This is a genomic window from Neisseria sp. RH3002v2g (assembly GCF_014596425.2).
In the GTDB taxonomy this organism is placed as follows: Bacteria; Pseudomonadota; Gammaproteobacteria; order Burkholderiales; family Neisseriaceae; genus Neisseria.
Genome location: NZ_CP110721.1, coordinates 998,873 through 1,016,313, shown reverse-complemented (window position 1 = coordinate 1,016,313; position 17,441 = coordinate 998,873). Strand labels below are relative to the sequence as shown.

Here is a 17,441-nt window from a genome sequence, read left to right as displayed (position 1 = left end):
GGGAAATCGGTTTTCAGACGGCCTGAGTGTTGCTTAAGCTTGTCTGAACCTATTTTGGTAGGTTCGGAAGGTATTTTTCTTATTGGGTTTCTCTTCAATTTTAGAAAGAAGAGAATGGGAGGCGGGTATCGTTTTTCAGACGGCCTTTAACAGTATCAGGCCGTCTGAAAACAACGCCGTTTTACTCCTGTTCTTGCGGCAGGCCGTATTCTTCGGGGAAGGTGCGCAGCGAGCTTTGCAACACGGTAACCGCGCCGTCAATCAAACCGCAACGGCCGCTTCGTGGCAACAGTTGGCACAGGCTTTGCAGGGCGCGCAGGTCGTCGGGAGTACCGATACCGGTATCCACGCGGTTGAGCAGGCGGGAAAGCTGGAATGTGCCGCCTTTGCATGGCGGGCATTGTCCGCATGAGTTGGAAGCGAAAAATTCCACATACTCGGCCACTTTGCGCACCACGCTGGTGCCCTCGGAAATCACAATCATCGCGCCGGTACCGAGGCTGGATTTGCGTTCACGTACGGAAACGAAGTCCAAAGGCACATCTAAATCTTTTACGGTCAAAAGCGTGTTTGACGGGCCACCGGTAAATACGGCTTTAAACGTACGGCCTTCGAGCATACCACCGCCGTGATCGTAAATCAGCGATTGCAGGGTCGTGCCCATCGGCAGTTCGTAAAGACCCGGATTCAATACGTCGCCGGAGAGAGAGTAGAGTTTTGTACCGGCCGCATCGCCCAAACCCAAAGATTTGTACCATTCCGCGCCTTTGGCAAGGATTTGCGGAATATTGGCGAAGGTTTCGGTGTTGTTGATTAAGGTCGGTTCACCGTTGACACCGCTTTCGGCAGGGAACGGCGGCTTGCGGCGCGGGAAGGGGAAACCGCCTTCCAGCCATGAAATCACGGCAGTTTCTTCGCCGCCGATATAACGGCCTGAGGTTTCAACCAGTTGCAAGTCCAAAGGTTTACCCAAGTAGTTTTCAATACGGATAAACAAATCGCTGTTTTTCCATTGCTCAATGGCCGGTGTGATGGAAGCGATGGAGTCGGTTTGATGCGGATTGACGTACAAAATCGCTTTGTTGGCACGGCAGGCAACGGCGGCAATCAGGACGCCTTCGATAACTTGGTGCGGCGTTTTTGCCAGCAAAACGCGGTCTTTGAATGTGCCCGGTTCGTCTTCGTTGGCATTGCAGACGACGTATTTGTCGCCATTTTTGCTTTGGGCGGCAACGGCAGCCTCCCATTTGCGCCAGGTCGGGAAACCTGCGCCGCCCATACCGCAAAGATTGGCTTCTTGCAGTTTGGAAACAATGCTTTGAGGATCGGCAAGCGCCGCCAACAGGCCTTCGCCGCCGCCAACTTTGCGCCAAGCGGCTAAATCTGCTCCGACTTGGCGGGAAGGGTGCAGTAAGTTTTGATTGGCTTGATTCATGATTGTTGCTCCTGCAAACCGGCGTGTTCGCGCAAATCGAATTTGCCGTAGTCGGGATATAAAACGGGGGCTTTGATGTCGCTGGTCAGACCGGCGCGGGTCATTTCGCGTTGCAGGTCGTGGACGTGTCCGACACCGCCGCGTACTTTTTTCAGCGGTAGGCCGCAAGTTGCCGCGGCTTTACCGGCACGGCGGCCGAAGCTGATGATGTCCAAAAGCGCATTGCCCATCAGACGGTTGCGGCCGTGAATACCGCCGGTTACTTCGCCGGCGCAATAGAGGCCTTCAACGCAGGTTGCGCCGTCGCCGTTGATTTCGATACCGCCGTTTTGATAGTGCAGGGTCGGATGAATCATGACCGGCTCAACGGCAGGGTTAATGCCGCATTTGTGGGCAACGTGGCCGAGTGTTACCAAACGGTTCAACACATCAGGATCGTTTTCAATCAGGCGCGGTGTGTCGAGGAATACGCCGACCTGTCCGTCGCGTACCACGCCGCGGCCTTCGCGGCATTCGCGCAAGATGGCGGCAGCAACGACATCGCGCGGCTGTAATTCGTCAACGAAACGTTCGCCCAAACCGTTGACCAGTTTGGTGCCTGCGGAGCGCACGGCTTCGGAAATCAGCGCGCCTGCCAAGTGTGGAGGGTGGGCAACGCCGGTTGGGTGATATTGGAAAGAATCAACATCGCGCAGTTTGGCGCCGATACGGTAAGCCATTACCAGGCCGTCTGCAGTCGCGCCATAGTGGTTGGAAGTGGCAAAACCTTGCAAATGCAGGCGTCCGCTGCCGCCGGTTGCCAATACCACGGCTTTGGCGTGAACCAACACCAAAGAGCGTTTTTCCAAATCGTACAAAATCGCACCAACACAGCGGCCGTGTTCGTCTGACAATAATTCGATGGCGGGGTGGCGGTTGAGCTGGGTGATGTTTTCGTCGAGCTCGACTGCCTCGCGCAGTACGCGCATCATTTCGAGGCCGGTAAAGTCGCGGTAGCTCAAAATACGCGGTACGGTCGTACCGCCTGCGCGTTTGCGGCTCAACATGCCGTTGCTGTCCGCACCTTTGGCAAGGTCGAAAGTCATGCCCAAACCGATCAGCCAGCGGATGGCGGACGGCGCGTCGGTAACCATTTGCGCCACCAATTCTTTTTTGCCTGCGTTGTGGCCGCCTTTGATGGTGTCGTCAAAGTGTTGTTGCAGGCTGTCTTCCGCGCCGACCGCTGCCTGAATGCCGCCTTCGGCCATCACGGTATTGCTGTCGCCGATACGCAGCTTGTTCGCCATAATGACGCGTGCGCCTGCTTCAGTCGCAGACAATGCCGCAGCCGCGCCTGCACCACCTCCACCAATGACCAATACGTCAGTGTTCAAGTGTTCTGCGCCTGATAAATTATAGTCGTCAATCAGAGGCTGACTGATTAAGAGTTTGGCCAAATCAGGATGGCAGTAATCGCCTTGGTTTGGGCCGATAGGCAGTTTCACACGGGCATTTGCCTGATAGTCAGGGTGAAATTGGCTCAGTAATTCGTTCTTTTCAGGTAAATCACCACGAAGCTCCAATGAGGACGCACGCAGGTTGGCAAGGGCAGTTTCGTAGTCTATACCTTGGATTTTGTTAACCATTACACTGACTCCTCTTCAAATTCGACTTTCATTTTGCCGCTGTCGATTTCGCGCAGGCGGCGCATCAAATCCACAGGGCGCAACGTACGCGCCGCTTTCATACGGCGGGCGAACAGGCCCAAGTGGTTTGGACGGATGTGTTCGGGGCAGGAGAGGGTGCAGAGGTTGCACATCACACATTGGTCAAAGGTCAGCGCAGCCGCGCCGAAATCGCCGGAAACTACCTGCGCCACGCCGTTTTCCACTTGCAAACCTTTAGGACAGGCACGATTACAGCCGCCGCAATGACGGCAGTTTTGCGCTTCAGGAAAGGCTTTGGCGGTATCGTCCAACCAGTTCCAGCCATCACCAATCTCGCCGACGTCGTAATATTGGATATGCTCGGGAATAAAGTAATCCAAGAAGCTGACCTGCATGCCTTCTTCAACTTTGGTTTCGCATGCCAGTGCAGTGGTGACTTCGCGCTCGCCTTCTTTACGAATCATACAGCGGCAGGAACCGCATACGCCTTGACCCATACAGCCGACATTGGCAGTAATCGCATTGCCTGAACGGGCATAGGCTTGGATGATTGACGAGTCGGCGGAAGCTTTGACTTCATGGCCGTCTATGGTCAGGGTTAACAAATTTTCACTCATGGTTTGTTCCTGTGAAATTGGAAGTTGGGATAGTGGGTATTTGATTAATTGTATTTTTATTACATATATTGTACGTGAGGAAATATCCAAGTCATTTACTCAGAAATTCTTTTAAAATCAATATCTACCTGTATGGATAGAAGTGTATCAGAATTTAGAGGTTTTGATGATAGGGGTAATCTAAGGTTTTATAGAGGAGGGATTACAAACAAAATATGCCTATTATTTAGACAAATTAATCATAATTATTTGATTTAAAAAGTAAAATAAAATTACTTTTTTAGTATAAATTTTAAAATATTTGTCTATTTGCTAGTAAAAATCATTATTGTATATTAGGTAATTTTACATAGCTTGTTGTATATATTGAATAATATTTAGGTATGTGGGCGAGTGAAAAGACTGTTATAAAATTTCAGAAAATCAAACAAGTTTGATATCAGTCAAGAAGGTTGAGGGAGAAAATGACACAGGTTTTACAATTGTGTATTGTATTGGAAGATAAGAAAGGCCGTCTGAAATTTAGGTAGTTTCCTTTTAAATACAAGCTACTAAATTTCTTTCTCAGATGCTTAAGGTAAATATTTTCAGACGGCCTTGAAATAAGATTATCATTTAAAAACAATGTAATTTTATTTCTATGTGAGTGAATGGTTAGTGGATATAGATTATCAATAACCAAGTAATTTAATGCGATATTAAATTTCATTTAAATCAATAGGGTATGAAAATGATATTGTCTGGGTCATTCATTTGAAAGCACTATTACACTATTGAAGGCCGTCTGAAAAAATCGGTCTCTTAAGAAATAAACAAATCCTCCCTACCATGACTCCGAAAAGGAACACAATCATGACCGTCATCAAGCAAGAAGACTTTATCCAAAGTATTTTCGATGCTTTCCAATTCATCAGCTACTACCATCCTAAAGACTACATTCAGGCTTTGTATAAGGCTTATCAAAAAGAAGAAAACCCTGCGGCCAAAGATGCGATGGCGCAGATTTTGGTCAATAGCCGTATGTGTGCCGAAGGCCATCGTCCGATTTGTCAGGATACCGGTATTGCGACCGTATTCTTGAAAGTGGGCATGGATGTACAGTGGGACGCCGAGATGAGCGTACAGGAAATGGTTAACGAAGGCGTACGCCGTGCATACACCTATCCTGACAACAAACTGCGCGCCTCTGTATTGGCCGACCCGGCTGGCAAACGTCAAAATACCAAAGACAACACGCCTGCCGTTGTACATATGGAAATCATGAAAGGCGACAAAGTCGAAGTCACTTGCGCAGCCAAAGGCGGCGGTTCTGAAAACAAAACCAAAGTGGCCATGCTCAACCCTTCAGACAATATCGTTGATTGGGTATTGAAAACCGTTCCTCAAATGGGTGCAGGCTGGTGTCCTCCGGGCATCTTGGGTATCGGTATCGGCGGTACGCCTGAAAAAGCAGTGTTGATGGCCAAAGAAAGCCTGATGAGCCATATCGATATTCAGGAACTCAAAGAAAAAGCCGATTCAGGTGCAGAATTGTCTACAACCGAAGCCCTGCGCTTGGAACTCTACAAAAAAGTAAATGCCTTGGGCATCGGCGCACAAGGTTTGGGCGGTTTGAGTACCGTGCTGGATGTCAAGATCCTTGATTACCCAACCCACGCGGCTTCCAAACCGATTGCCATGATTCCAAACTGCGCAGCTACCCGTCACATCGAATTTGAATTGGACGGCTCAGGCCCGGCCAAACTGGAAGCCCCATCTTTGGAAGACTGGCCGGATCTGACTTACAGCCCGGACAACGGTAAACGTGTCGATGTCAACAATCTGACCAAAGAAGAAGTGGCTACATGGAAAACCGGCGACGTATTGTTGCTGAACGGTAAAATCCTGACCGGCCGAGATGCCGCGCACAAACGTTTGGTTGATATGCTCAACAAAGGCGAAGAATTGCCGGTAGATTTCACCAACAAACTGATTTACTACGTCGGCCCGGTTGATCCAGTCCGTGACGAAGTTGTTGGCCCGGCCGGTCCGACGACTTCCACCCGTATGGATAAATTTACCCGCCAAATGCTGGAACAAACCGGCCTTTTGGGTATGATCGGTAAATCCGAACGCGGCGCAGCAACTTGCCAAGCCATTGCCGATAACAAAGCCGTTTACCTAATGGCTGTTGGCGGCGCGGCATATCTGGTTGCCAAAGCCATTAAAGCATCTAAAGTATTGGCGTTCCCAGAGTTGGGTATGGAAGCGATTTACGAGTTTGAAGTCAAAGACATGCCTGTGACTGTTGCGGTGGATAGCAACGGTGAATCGGTTCACGCCATTGCGCCAAAACAATGGCAGGCCAAAATTGGTATTATTCCGGTCGAAGCTTGATATTTGACTGAATAATCAAAGGCCGTCTGAACGATTTCAGACGGCTTTTTTTCTTGCAAATAATTCAAATGTTTTCAAACGAGTAAATTTCCCTTTCTAAAAAGCACTTGTCAAAATCAGCGTTTGAAACTAGAATTCACAGCTTATCGAGTCGGAGTGTGGCGCAGTCTGGTAGCGCACTTGCATGGGGTGCAAGGGGTCGAAGGTTCGAATCCTTTCACTCCGACCAAAGAATTGGAAAGAGCCGTTTTAAAAACGGCTCTTTTTTCGTTTGAATGATTTATCTGGATAATGTGTCCGAATAGATTTTAAAACTGGATACCAATGCTGTCTGAAACAAAACCTGCTTTCTCAAAGCAGATTTTGTTGTTTTCAAAGCAGAACTATTCGGCACTATCTTTCAGCGTGTCTTTATAAGTATAAAGATAAGACGCGCCGACAAAGGATGCGCCACCGACGACATTGCCCAGGAATACGGGAATCATGTTGAAGAAAAACTGCCCCCAAGTGATGTTTGCGCCTGCCAAAATTCCGGCGGGGATAACGAACATATTAGCGACAAGGTGTTGGAAGCCGTTTAATACGAAAATCATGACGGGGAACCAAATGGCCAGCATTCGTCCGGTTGTGTTTTTAGCGGCAAAGTGCAACCACGCGCCCATGCAGACCATCCAGTTACATGCTACTGCTGATACAAAAGCACGGCCGAAATCCATATGGACTTTTGCTTCCGCCACGGCAATGGTTTTTTCTGCCACGCTGCCTTCAATCATACCGACATAGTATCCGAGGAAAAAAGCCATCGCCAGCGTGCCCACCAAATTGCCCATGCAGACGATAACCCAGTTGCGTAGCAGCATTTTGGAGGAAATCCGTCCGGCCAATCTGCCTAAAGACATAATCATCATGTTGCTGGTTACCAGCTCGCCGCCGCCAAGCAGGATGCAAATCAAAGCGATTGGGAACACGGCTGCGCCGAGTAAAGTTGCAACTCCACCCCATTCGTGCGGAATGCCGCTGACTACTTTTAAATAGGCAAGATATCCGAAGCCGATGTATCCGCCGGCTAAAACGCTCAAGATTGCCAGTGTGAGTATGCTGGATTGTGCTTTAGCGCAGCTTTTGTCGAGAACAACCTGTAAAATTTCCTGTGGGTATAAATCGCGCGAAGCCATGATGTTCCTTAAAGTAGGTTGAGGAGGAAACGCCGTTTCAAAAGTGGCGCAAACTGTCGCGGTAGGGCAGTGTTATAGGAAGCCGGTGTACGGTCTTTGTTTTATCAATCAGCCTGAATTAAACCTAAAAAACAGATACTTCGCCTTGCTTTAGCTCAAAAGAAATATTATTACATTTTGCTTCTGTATTAAAAAAGGCCGTCTGAACGTTGAGGTTTCAGACGGCCTTGTTTTGATTTTTTAAACTTACAAATGTGCCAGCTTTGCATTGCCTTCACGAGGAATAGGGCGCGGATTGCCTTGTGAATCGATGGCGACGTAAGTGAACACGGCTTCGGTGACCAGTTGGCGGTCTTCCGTTACCATATCGTTCATCAAAGTCTTCACCCACACTTCGATTTTCAGTTGCAAAGAAGTATTGCCTACACGGACGCAATGCCCGTAGCAGCACACGACGTTGCCGACCTTTACCGGTCTGATGAAATTCATTTCTTGAACAGCCACGGTTACAATTCGTCCCTGTGCGATTTCTGCTGCCAAAATACCGCCGCCCAGATCCATTTGCGACATAATCCAGCCGCCGAAGATATCCTGATTAGGATTGGTATCGCGCGGCATGGCGACCGTACGCAATAAAAGTTGCCCTTCGGGTGCTGCATGGGTTTTTTTGTTGTCAGCCATAAATAATCCTGTCAAAAAAGTGCTATTTTACGCCATTTGTCGCGATAAACCTATGTAGGCCGTCTGAAAAATCAGCAGGTAAAGTGTTACAATCAACATATTCATCAGACAAAGGAGAAAGCTCATGCATCCAATTCAAGAACCACGAAATAGCGGCCTTTTGCGCGTATCAGAAATCCACGAAATCTACTGGGAAGAATCAGGCAATCCTGATGGCCACCCTGTGATTTTCCTGCATGGCGGCCCCGGAGCAGGCGCATCACCGGCCTGTCGCGGCTTTTTCAATCCAGAGCATTTCCGAATCGTTATTATCGACCAACGCGGTTGCGGACGCTCCAAACCGTATGCCTGTATCGAAGACAACACTACATGGGATTTGGTTGCCGATATTGAAAAAGTGCGCGAAATGCTCGGTATTCAAAAATGGCTGGTTTTCGGCGGCTCATGGGGCAGCACCTTGTCGCTGACTTATGCCGAAACCCATCCCGAGCGCGTCAGCGGCTTAGTTTTGCGCGGTATTTTCCTGTGCAGGCCGTCTGAAATGGCATGGCTGAACGAAGCAGGCGGCGTAAGCCAAATTTATCCGGCTCAATGGCAAAAATTCATTGCCCCCGTAGCTGAAAACAAACGCCACGCCCTAATTAAAGCCTACCATGAAATGCTGTTCAGCGAAGATGAAGCCACGCGCCTCAAAGCGGCCAAATCATGGGCAGACTGGGAAAGCTACCTTATTCAGTTTGAACCAAAAGACGTGGATGAAGACCCGCAAGCCTCCCTTGCCATCGCAAGAATGGAAAACCATTACTTCGTGAACGAAGGCTGGCTGCAGGGCGATAAGGCTATTTTGGCAAACATCGACAAAATCCGCCATATCCCAACCATCATCGTCCAAGGCCGCTACGACCTGTGCACCCCGATGCAAAGCGCGTGGGAACTCTCGCAAGCCTTCCCTGAAGCAGAATTGAGAATTGTCCAAGCAGGCCACTCTTCTTTTGATCCCTCGCTTTCTGAAGCATTAGTGAAAGCAGTGGAGGATATTAGAAGCAAGTTATAAAGGGTAATTAATAACAATGCCGTCTGAAAAAGTTTCAGACGGCATTTTTTCTATTTACATATTAAATTTAATATCATATTATCATTGCATCTGTATCAATTTGAATTTTTTTAGAATTTCAATATGAACCCCCTCATTTACTACGCCCATTCCGCCCAAGACAAACTTGGTAATCTCTTGCCTTACGAACATTGGCAAACCTTGCAAAGCCATTCTGTCAATGTTGGGGAAATGGCGGCGGAGTTTGCTCGGGTATTTGGTGTACAGAAAATTGCCTGCCAGCCCTTCAGCCGATCATGCTACTGCCGGAGTCAAAATTGCAAAAATGCTTGCTTCAGGGTAGGTTCCAAAGTATAAACTGTAGTTATCTTTCTTAGGCTAGATAACTTTATTAATGAATTAAAAGGCAAAAATAATGGAAACGAAACAAACCAATTCAACCATCAAATCGCGTGCGGCGGTGGCATTCGCTCCAAATCAACCCTTACAAATTGTGGAAATCGACGTAGAAATGCCACGCAAAGGCGAGGTGTTAATCCGCAATACTCACACGGGCGTGTGCCATACTGATGCGTTTACGTTATCAGGAAGCGATCCTGAGGGCGTATTCCCTGTGGTGCTTGGGCATGAAGGTGCGGGTGTAGTTGTTGCTGTGGGCGAAGGTGTGTCAAGCGTAAAACCGGGTGATCACGTTATTCCGCTTTACACTGCTGAATGTGGCGAATGTGAGTTTTGTCGTTCAGGTAAAACCAACTTATGCGTCTCAGTGCGTGATACGCAAGGTAAAGGCTTAATGCCGGACGGCACGACGCGTTTTTCTTATCAAGGTCAACCGATCTATCACTATATGGGCTGTTCGACCTTTAGTGAATACTCAGTTGTTGCCGAAGTTTCACTGGCGAAAATCAACCCAGAAGCGAACCACGAACAAGTATGTCTGCTCGGCTGCGGCGTTACTACAGGTATTGGTGCGGTGCATAACACAGCAAAAGTGCAAGAAGGCGACTCTGTGGCCGTGTTTGGCTTGGGGGCGATTGGTTTGGCTGTGGTGCAAGGTGCGCGTCAAGCCAAAGCGGGTCGCATTATTGCTATTGATACCAATCCCTCAAAATTTGAGTTGGCAAAACAGTTTGGAGCAACTGACTGTTTGAACCCGAACGATTACGATAAACCGATCAAAGACGTGTTGTTAGACATCAATAAATGGGGCATTGACCACACCTTTGAATGTATTGGCAATGTAAATGTAATGCGTCAAGCATTAGAAAGTGCACACCGTGGCTGGGGGCAATCCATTATCATCGGCGTAGCGGGTGCAGGACAAGAAATTTCAACGCGTCCGTTCCAGTTGGTGACCGGTCGTGTTTGGAAAGGCACGGCATTTGGTGGCGTGAAAGGTCGCTCTGAACTGCCGAAAATGGTGGAAGATTCAATGAAAGGCGACATTCAGTTAGAACCGTTTGTGACCCACACAATGACACTTGATCAAATCAATGAAGCCTTTGAGTTAATGCACGAAGGTAAATCGATCCGCGCTGTTATTCATTACTAAGGTACGCGATGAAACTGATTGAACAACATCAAATTTTTGGTGGTTCGCAACAAGTTTGGGCACACCATGCCCAAACTCTGCAATGCGAAATGAAATTTGCCGTCTATTTGCCGGATAATCAGGAGAATCGACCGCTTGGTGTGATTTATTGGCTTTCCGGCTTAACGTGTACGGAACAAAATTTCATTACCAAATCAGGCTTTCAGCGTTATGCGGCAGAACATCAAGTGATTGTGGTTGCTCCCGATACCAGCCCTCGCGGAGAACAAGTGCCGAATGATGATGCTTACGATTTAGGGCAGGGTGCGGGCTTCTATCTGAATGCGACCGAGCAGCCTTGGGCGACGAATTATCAAATGTATGATTATATTTTGAATGAGTTGCCTAGTCTGATTGAGGAAAAATTTCCTACCAGCGGCAAACGTTCGATTATGGGACATTCAATGGGCGGACATGGCGCATTGGTATTGGCATTGCGAAACCGAGAACGTTATCAAAGTGTTTCTTCCTTTTCGCCCATTTTGTCGCCAAGCCTCGTGCCTTGGGGAGAAAAAGCTTTTTCTGCCTATTTAGGAAAAGATCGCGAGAAATGGCAGCAATATGATGCCAGCTCGCTCATTCAACAAGGCTATAAAGTGCAAGGTATGCGCATTGATCAGGGCTTGGAAGATGAGTTTTTGCCAACACAATTGCGTACCGAAGATTTTATCGAAACCTGTCGTGTGGCAAATCAACCAGCCGATGTGCGCTTCCACAAAGGCTATGATCATAGCTATTACTTCATCGCCAGTTTTATTGGCGAGCATATTGCCTATCATGCGGCATTTTTGAAGTAAACCAAAGAAGTGATTCGTGAATCGACCAAACGTTGGTATGAACGTTAATTTTTCATGTTAACGAAAATAAAAGGCATCAGATTGATGCCGTTTATTTTTTATAAATGATGAAAAAATAATGCGATTAAAATGAGCTAGCTTGCCCACTTTATTTAAATATCCCCCCATTCCAGTCCAAACCGTTGCAAATACTTTCTCAATCGGTCGCTGTCATTGACTTTTGCTCTTTCTGTTCGGGAGACGTTGAACAATGCACGGCCGGCGGCGGCCATGTTGGGATGTTTGCGGCATTCGTCGATGACGTGTTGCAGTTGTAGTTTGTCGAACAAATCCAATGTGTCCCAATCGACTTTATCGGGGTAGTCTTGTTCTTTTTCAGACGGCCTGTTATGTAGGAGGCCGTCTGAAAAGGATTCTTCCGACCATAACCATTTGAGGCGCTCGATTTCGGCTTGGACTTGTTCTACCTGTATCCTGCCTTGCGGCGCGAGTGTGGCCAGGCGCATGATGCTGGCGGCGAGATCGCGGAAGTTACCGCGCCATGGGGCTTGGTTGGAGTGGGCGAAGTCGAGGTAGGCGGCCAGGGCTTCTTTGTTGAAGCGGGTGGTTCGGCCGAGTTCTTGCGAAGCTAGGGCGAGCTGGTGTTCGACGTTGGGCTCGATGTCTTCGCGGCGGTTAGCGAGTGCGGGCAGCGGATAGTTCCAAATATTGATGCGGGCGAACAGGTCTTCGCGGAAGCGTCCGGCGCGGATTTCGTGGCGTAGGTCGCGGTTGGTGCCGGCGATGAGCTGGAAGTCGCTTTTGACTTCGCTGTCGCTGCCGACGGGATAAAAGTGTTTCTCTTCAATGGCTTTGAGTAACATGGCTTGTTCGTCCAAGCCTAATTCGCCGATTTCATCTAAAAACAATACGCCGCCGTCGGCAGTTTTTAGGTAACCTTCACGTTTTTCCGCCGCGCCGGTAAAGGCGCCTTTTTTGTGGCCGAACAGGGCAGATGCTGCGCCGTCGCCGCGAAGGGTGGCGCAGTTTACATCGACAAATGTGCCTTTAATCAGGTGGCGCGCTTTTTTCAATTCAAAAATCCTGCGTGCCAGCATAGATTTGCCCGCGCCTGTCGGACCAGAAAGCAGAATGGGGGAAGGAGAGTTGAGCGCGACTTGTTCGATTTCGGCAATCATGCGGTTGAAGACGGCGTTTTGGGTGGAAATGCCGCTTTTTAGGTAGCGCACTGCGTCATCGCGTACGGCGGCAAGGCGTTCGGCCAGTACGTCGTAACGAGCCAAGTCTAAATCGATGATTTCATAACTGCCGACATTGCCGTTCTCCATACTGCGTCTTTGGTTTTTGGGCGGAGCGGTTTGTAACAGAACGCCGGGGATTTGACGAGATTCCACCAATAAAAACAGGCAGATTTGGGCAACGTGCGTACCCGTGGTGATGTGGGTGAGATAAGTTTCTTCTTCCGTATCAAATGGATAGCTCGCCGCCCAATCGTGCAGTTTGGTATAAACCTCGGAGAAATCCCACGGGTTTGCCAGCTCCATAGGCACGAGATTGACGACCGTGTGCGGCGACACCTGCTGAATATCGGCTTTTACATGATCCGCCAGCTCGCGGTATTTTTCCGCATAAAACAGTTCCATGCGGTCGAGATGAAAATCTTGACGCTGATTCATGGCGACATTCGGCCGCCATTTCAACCAACGCCCTTGACCGAAACCACTGTCTAATACCGTGCCGAGAAAACTGACGGCGACTTGTTTTTTAGGATGGGTATTCATGTTTCAGACGGCCTTTAAATTATTTTTCCCAAGACAAATTTGCCGTTTACTTAACCGCAGGCGTTTGTCCAAATCATCGAATCGCATCATATATCCTTTTATATTTTATTTTCTATATAACTATCTATAAATATATTTTTTAGCATTCTACGCTTCTTGCCGATAAAAGCTACTTTAAAATATATTTTATTTATATTCAATCAATTAAAAATTATTTTTATAAAAATTTTATTCTTGGCACACTGTTGGCTATGTTGTGAATGTAACGATACAGCAGATGCTTCGGGAAATACAGTTACCGGAGAAAAATTTTCCGTAAATTTAGTTGCGGTGTGGTTACAGGGCGAATGCCGACAAGACTACATTTGGATTAACAGGTTCGAGTCCTGTCTCGTCTGATAGACGTTGAACGTCTTGTTTATTTAGTCGCCCACCCTTTTTCAATATGGCAGGCAAATGCCTGGGGAAACTACAACATGGATACCCTTGTGTCGCAGGTTCGAGTCCTGCCTCTGTTATCCAAAATAGCAGAGTAGCTCAGTTGGTAGAGTAAAGGCATGTTTCCCTGAAAAACTTGTTGCGTGCCATATTATTTTTACGGCAGCAGGCGGATGCCCGGAAGAGAGTACATTAGCTTTCAGTTAAAACCGTTTCTCTTCATCTTTAGCCGCTATGCTGCCACCTATTCAAGGCCGTCTGAAATATTCAGGCGGGCCGATATAAAAACCGTTTTCGGTACAAACGGCAAATGCCGGAGGAATTACAGCCTGCTAAGCTCGAGGTCGCGGGTTCGAGTCCCGTCTCTGCCGCCAACTATGGCAGAGTAGCTCAGTGGATAGAGCGCGTAAAAATTTCTCCATTCTTTGTTGCCCAATGTACCACCCCTTATGGGTGAATGCCATTAGGATTACATTCCTTCCTTGCTACAAACCTGAATGATCCTAATTAAACTAGTCGCCCTACGGCAGTAGGCGGATGCCCGGAAGAGAATACATTAGCTTTCAGTTAAAAACGCTTCTCTTCATCTTTAGCCGCTATGCTGCCACCTATTCAAGGCCGTCTGAAAAACAAAGCTAAAACAAGTTCAGACGGCCTCAAACCAACAATATGAAAGAAAATGAAAATGGCTAATACTACCTTGTTTCAATCTATTAAAAACCGTTTGACTAAAACCGACACTTATAACGAAGCCGGCGGCATCGCCTACACACTGACACACAAACAACAGCTGGCCCAGCTTGCCGCTACCGGTTGTCTGAACAATACCTACTATGCCGATGCCCAAAGCCAGCTTGACCAAGTGTTGAAATTGGCAGAAAACCTGGATGCCGAGTTTATCGCCAAAACTGCCGTGTATTCCCGTCAAAAAGGTTTCATGAAAGACATGCCAGCGCTTTTGCTTGCCGTGTTGGCACAAAAAGACGTGAACATGCTCGCCCGCGTATTCGACCAAGTAGTGGACAACGGTAAAATGTTGCGTAACTTCGCACAAATTATCCGCAGCGGCGCAGTTGGCAGAAAATCTTTCGGCAATCGTCCGAAAAAACTGATGCAGACCTGGCTTTTGACCGCCACCGAAAAACAACTGCTTAACGCCGCCGTCGGCAATTCGCCGTCGCTGGCAGACGTGGTCAAAATGGTGCACCCCAAACCGCGTGAAGCATGGCGTGCCGCCTGGTTTGCATGGCTGATCGGTAAACCGTACGACCGCGAAGCATTGCCACCCATTACCCGTGCTTTTGAAGACTACAAACAAAGCCGAGAAGGCGCATTGCCCAATGTTCCCTTCCAAATGCTCACCGCTTTAGACTTGAACAGCGGCGACTGGGCAGAGATTGCCCGCAACGGTTCATGGCAGCAGGTTCGTCAAAATCTGAATACTTTCCTGCGCCACGAAGTGTTTGCCAAAAGCAAAAACATCAAAATGGTGGCAGAAAAACTGCGTGACGAAACCGCCATTGCCCGCGCCCGCGTCCTGCCTTACCAATTGCTGACCGCGTATCAGGCAACATCTAATCAAATGCCGTTTGAAATCCGCGAAGCGCTGCAAGACGCAATGGAAACCGCCGTACAAAACGTACCGGCCATCCGAGGCAAAGTCGTGGTTTGTCCGGACGTCTCCGGTTCTATGCATAGCTCGGTTACCGGCCATCGCGGCAGCGCAACCAGCAAAACCCGCTGCATCGACATTGCCGCACTCGTATCCGCCGCCATGTTGCGTACCAACCCGCAAGCCCGCGTGATACCGTTTGAACAAATCACAGTAAACGTGAAGCTCAATCCGCGCGACAGCATCATGACCAACGCCGAAAAACTCGCCAATATCGGCGGCGGCGGAACGGCTTGCAGCGCACCGCTCGCCATGCTGAACCGTGAAAAAGCCGATGTGGATTTGGTCGTCATCGTGTCAGACAACGAAAGTTGGGCAGATGACAACCAAGGATGGGGCGCAACAACCAGCCTGATGAAAGAGTGGGATATTCTGAAAAGACGTTGTCCGGAAGCCAAACTCGTTTGTCTGGATATCCAGCCCTACGTCCAGGCTCAAGCACGAAACCGTCACGATATCTTGAACATCGGCGGCTTCTCCGATCAAGTGTTCACGCTCATCGGTTCCTTTGCCGAACGAGGCATGGGTACAGATTTCTGGGTAGAAGAGATTGAGAAAACGCCGTTGGCAGTTGTGAACTGAAGCTAAGGCCGTCTGAAAAAAGGGGGGAAATATTTTTCAGACGGCCTATTTATTCAGGACAAGCTGAGAAAAAGAATAAGGAAACAAAATGCAAAAATTCATCTTAATCCGCGGTCATCAAGGTTCGGGAAAATCGACTTTCGCCGAACAAAAAGCCGCCGAATTTAAAGCGCAGTATCCGGATGCGGAAGTGGTCCGTATTGAAAACGATTTGTTCATTACCGATGAATATGGTGAATATCGTTGGTCGGGCGAAGCGGTGGATAAGGCGCAAAAACGCGGCAATGCTTTGATGACTGAAACTTTGAGACTTGGACGTCAAAATCCGAATCGAAATATTTTGATCATTCATTCCAATACCAACCAAAAAGCTTCGCGTTGCCGTCATTTATTGGATCAGGCAGAGAAAAGCGGTTTTGAAACAGAAGTTTATCGACTACACAATTTCTATCCCAACCTGCACGGCGTAAAAGAGCATGACGTGTTGGCGGCGTATATCAAGTTGAACCAAAACCGAGTGGCAAACGAAATCCACATCGAGGCCGTGCAGCCGGCAAATGCGGAGCAGTTAGAAAAAATTGAACAGATGCAGGCTATCGAGCATAAGCCGCTGGTGTTTGATGAGGCGCAGCAAACCTTCGTTACCGAAAATTATCTGCAACACGGCAGCCGTAACTTTACTGCCAAAGCATCCAAACGTTATCCTGAATTGCGCGTGTTGAAATACGCACGCAGCGTGTTCTATAACAACCGCTTTGATGATGCTTTGCTGGAAATGCGCGGTTTGATTATCGACGCGCACAACCGCATCATCGTGCGCCCGTTTAAAAAAGTGTTCAATTATTCGGAACGTATTGCCAAGGGCAGCCGTTATCCGATTCGAATCAGCGACGATAGATTGGTGGATGCGGTCGTAAAAGTAAACGGTTTCCTCGGCTGCTGCACTTTCGTCTCGCTTTCAGACGACCACCCGTCCCACGGCGCGGCGTTTGACGGCAAAGTGCTGTATTCGACCACCGGCTCGCTTGATAGCGCGTTCGCGGACATGACCGCCGCACACTGCGCGCAATACGAAACCCTGTTCCGCGCTTATCCGAACCACACTTTTTTGTTTGAAATCACAGACGCGAAAGACGTGCACATCATCCGCGAAGAATTGGGCGAAACCTTAATCGGCTGCATCGATGTGGCGACAGGCCGTCAGTTTACTGAAGCCGAATTGGACGAAATCGGCAAGCAATACGGCATCCGCCGCCCTGAAACGCTGAAAAACATCACGTTCGGCGAGCTGAAAGGTCGTCTGAAAAACGTGGAACACGAAGGCTTTATGGTATTTGATGCGCAAAACGGCGAAATGCTGTTCAAACTCAAATCGCCGTATTACTTGATTTCCAAGTTTCTGGGACGAAGCAACGAAGGCAACATCGGACGCAAGCTCGACAAACGCCATGTCGATGAAGAATTTTATCCTTTAATCGACTACATCCACGAGCATCAGGAAGCGTTCAACGCTATGCCGGAATTGGATAGGATCGCGTTTATCCAAGCATTTTTGAGACAGTTGTAAGGCCGTCTGAAAATATAGGGAGCAATGCG

The 17,441-nt window shown here is 48.5% G+C and carries 12 protein-coding genes and 1 tRNA gene; 7 read left to right on the top strand and 6 right to left on the bottom strand.

The genetic code is table 11. The features are described 5' to 3' along the window. Positions 1-181: 181 nt before the first annotated feature. From BBP27_RS04830 to BBP27_RS04820, 3 genes are read right to left on the bottom strand one after another with little or no spacing between them, the layout of a single operon-like run. Positions 182-1,435 carry a complex I 51 kDa subunit family protein gene (locus tag BBP27_RS04830; RefSeq protein ID WP_188211818.1) on the bottom strand — a complete coding sequence of 418 codons (1,254 nt, stop codon included), beginning with the start codon at positions 1,433-1,435 and terminating at the stop codon, positions 182-184. Further along, positions 1,432-3,060, bottom strand: a complete 1,629-nt coding sequence (locus BBP27_RS04825) for an FAD-binding protein (protein ID WP_188211819.1) — start codon at positions 3,058-3,060, stop codon at positions 1,432-1,434. The genes BBP27_RS04830 and BBP27_RS04825 overlap by 4 nt, the downstream gene beginning before the upstream one ends. After that, positions 3,060-3,698 (bottom strand): 2Fe-2S iron-sulfur cluster-binding protein, encoded by a 639-nt coding sequence (locus BBP27_RS04820; RefSeq protein ID WP_070608671.1) that lies wholly within the window; start codon positions 3,696-3,698, stop codon positions 3,060-3,062. The genes BBP27_RS04825 and BBP27_RS04820 overlap by 1 nt, the downstream gene beginning before the upstream one ends. An 852-nt stretch (positions 3,699-4,550) precedes the next feature. On the opposite strand from BBP27_RS04820, the gene BBP27_RS04815 reads away from it, so the two are divergent. Then, positions 4,551-6,074, top strand: coding sequence for a fumarate hydratase (locus BBP27_RS04815; protein ID WP_188211553.1), 1,524 nt, complete (start codon positions 4,551-4,553; stop codon positions 6,072-6,074). A gap of 152 nt (positions 6,075-6,226) precedes the next feature. Continuing rightward, positions 6,227-6,303 (top strand) — tRNA-Pro (locus tag BBP27_RS04810). Between the two features lie 154 nt (positions 6,304-6,457). Here the strand turns inward: BBP27_RS04810 and BBP27_RS04805 are convergent. Then, the gene (locus BBP27_RS04805) at positions 6,458-7,249 is read right to left on the bottom strand and encodes a formate/nitrite transporter family protein (protein ID WP_188211554.1); all 792 of its coding nucleotides are present in this window, start codon (positions 7,247-7,249) and stop codon (positions 6,458-6,460) included. A gap of 246 nt (positions 7,250-7,495) precedes the next feature. Further along, positions 7,496-7,930, bottom strand: coding sequence for an acyl-CoA thioester hydrolase YciA (gene yciA / locus BBP27_RS04800; RefSeq protein WP_188211555.1), 435 nt, complete (start codon positions 7,928-7,930; stop codon positions 7,496-7,498). A 124-nt stretch (positions 7,931-8,054) separates the two neighbouring features. On the opposite strand from yciA, the gene pip reads away from it, so the two are divergent. From pip to fghA, 3 genes are all read left to right on the top strand, one after another. Beyond that, positions 8,055-8,984 carry a prolyl aminopeptidase gene (gene pip / locus BBP27_RS04795; RefSeq protein WP_188211556.1) on the top strand — a complete coding sequence of 310 codons (930 nt, stop codon included), beginning with the start codon at positions 8,055-8,057 and terminating at the stop codon, positions 8,982-8,984. Between the two features lie 415 nt (positions 8,985-9,399). Beyond that, complete coding sequence (locus tag BBP27_RS04790) at positions 9,400-10,536, top strand: S-(hydroxymethyl)glutathione dehydrogenase/class III alcohol dehydrogenase (RefSeq protein WP_188211557.1); 1,137 nt, start codon at positions 9,400-9,402, stop codon at positions 10,534-10,536. 8 nt (positions 10,537-10,544) lie between these two features. Beyond that, positions 10,545-11,372 (top strand): S-formylglutathione hydrolase, encoded by an 828-nt coding sequence (gene fghA / locus BBP27_RS04785; protein ID WP_188211558.1) that lies wholly within the window; start codon positions 10,545-10,547, stop codon positions 11,370-11,372. Between the two features lie 152 nt (positions 11,373-11,524). Here fghA and rtcR read toward each other — a convergent pair whose 3' ends face one another. After that, on the bottom strand, positions 11,525-13,153 hold the full coding sequence (gene rtcR / locus BBP27_RS04780) for an RNA repair transcriptional activator RtcR (RefSeq protein ID WP_188211559.1): 1,629 nt from the start codon (positions 13,151-13,153) through the stop codon (positions 11,525-11,527). Between the two features lie 1,117 nt (positions 13,154-14,270). On the opposite strand from rtcR, the gene BBP27_RS04775 reads away from it, so the two are divergent. Beyond that, positions 14,271-15,845: an RNA-binding protein gene (locus BBP27_RS04775; RefSeq protein WP_188211560.1), complete on the top strand. Its 1,575-nt coding sequence runs from the start codon at positions 14,271-14,273 to the stop codon at positions 15,843-15,845. A gap of 88 nt (positions 15,846-15,933) precedes the next feature. Further along, complete coding sequence (locus BBP27_RS04770) at positions 15,934-17,412, top strand: RNA ligase (RefSeq protein WP_188211561.1); 1,479 nt, start codon at positions 15,934-15,936, stop codon at positions 17,410-17,412. The last annotated feature ends 29 nt before the right edge of the window (positions 17,413-17,441 follow it).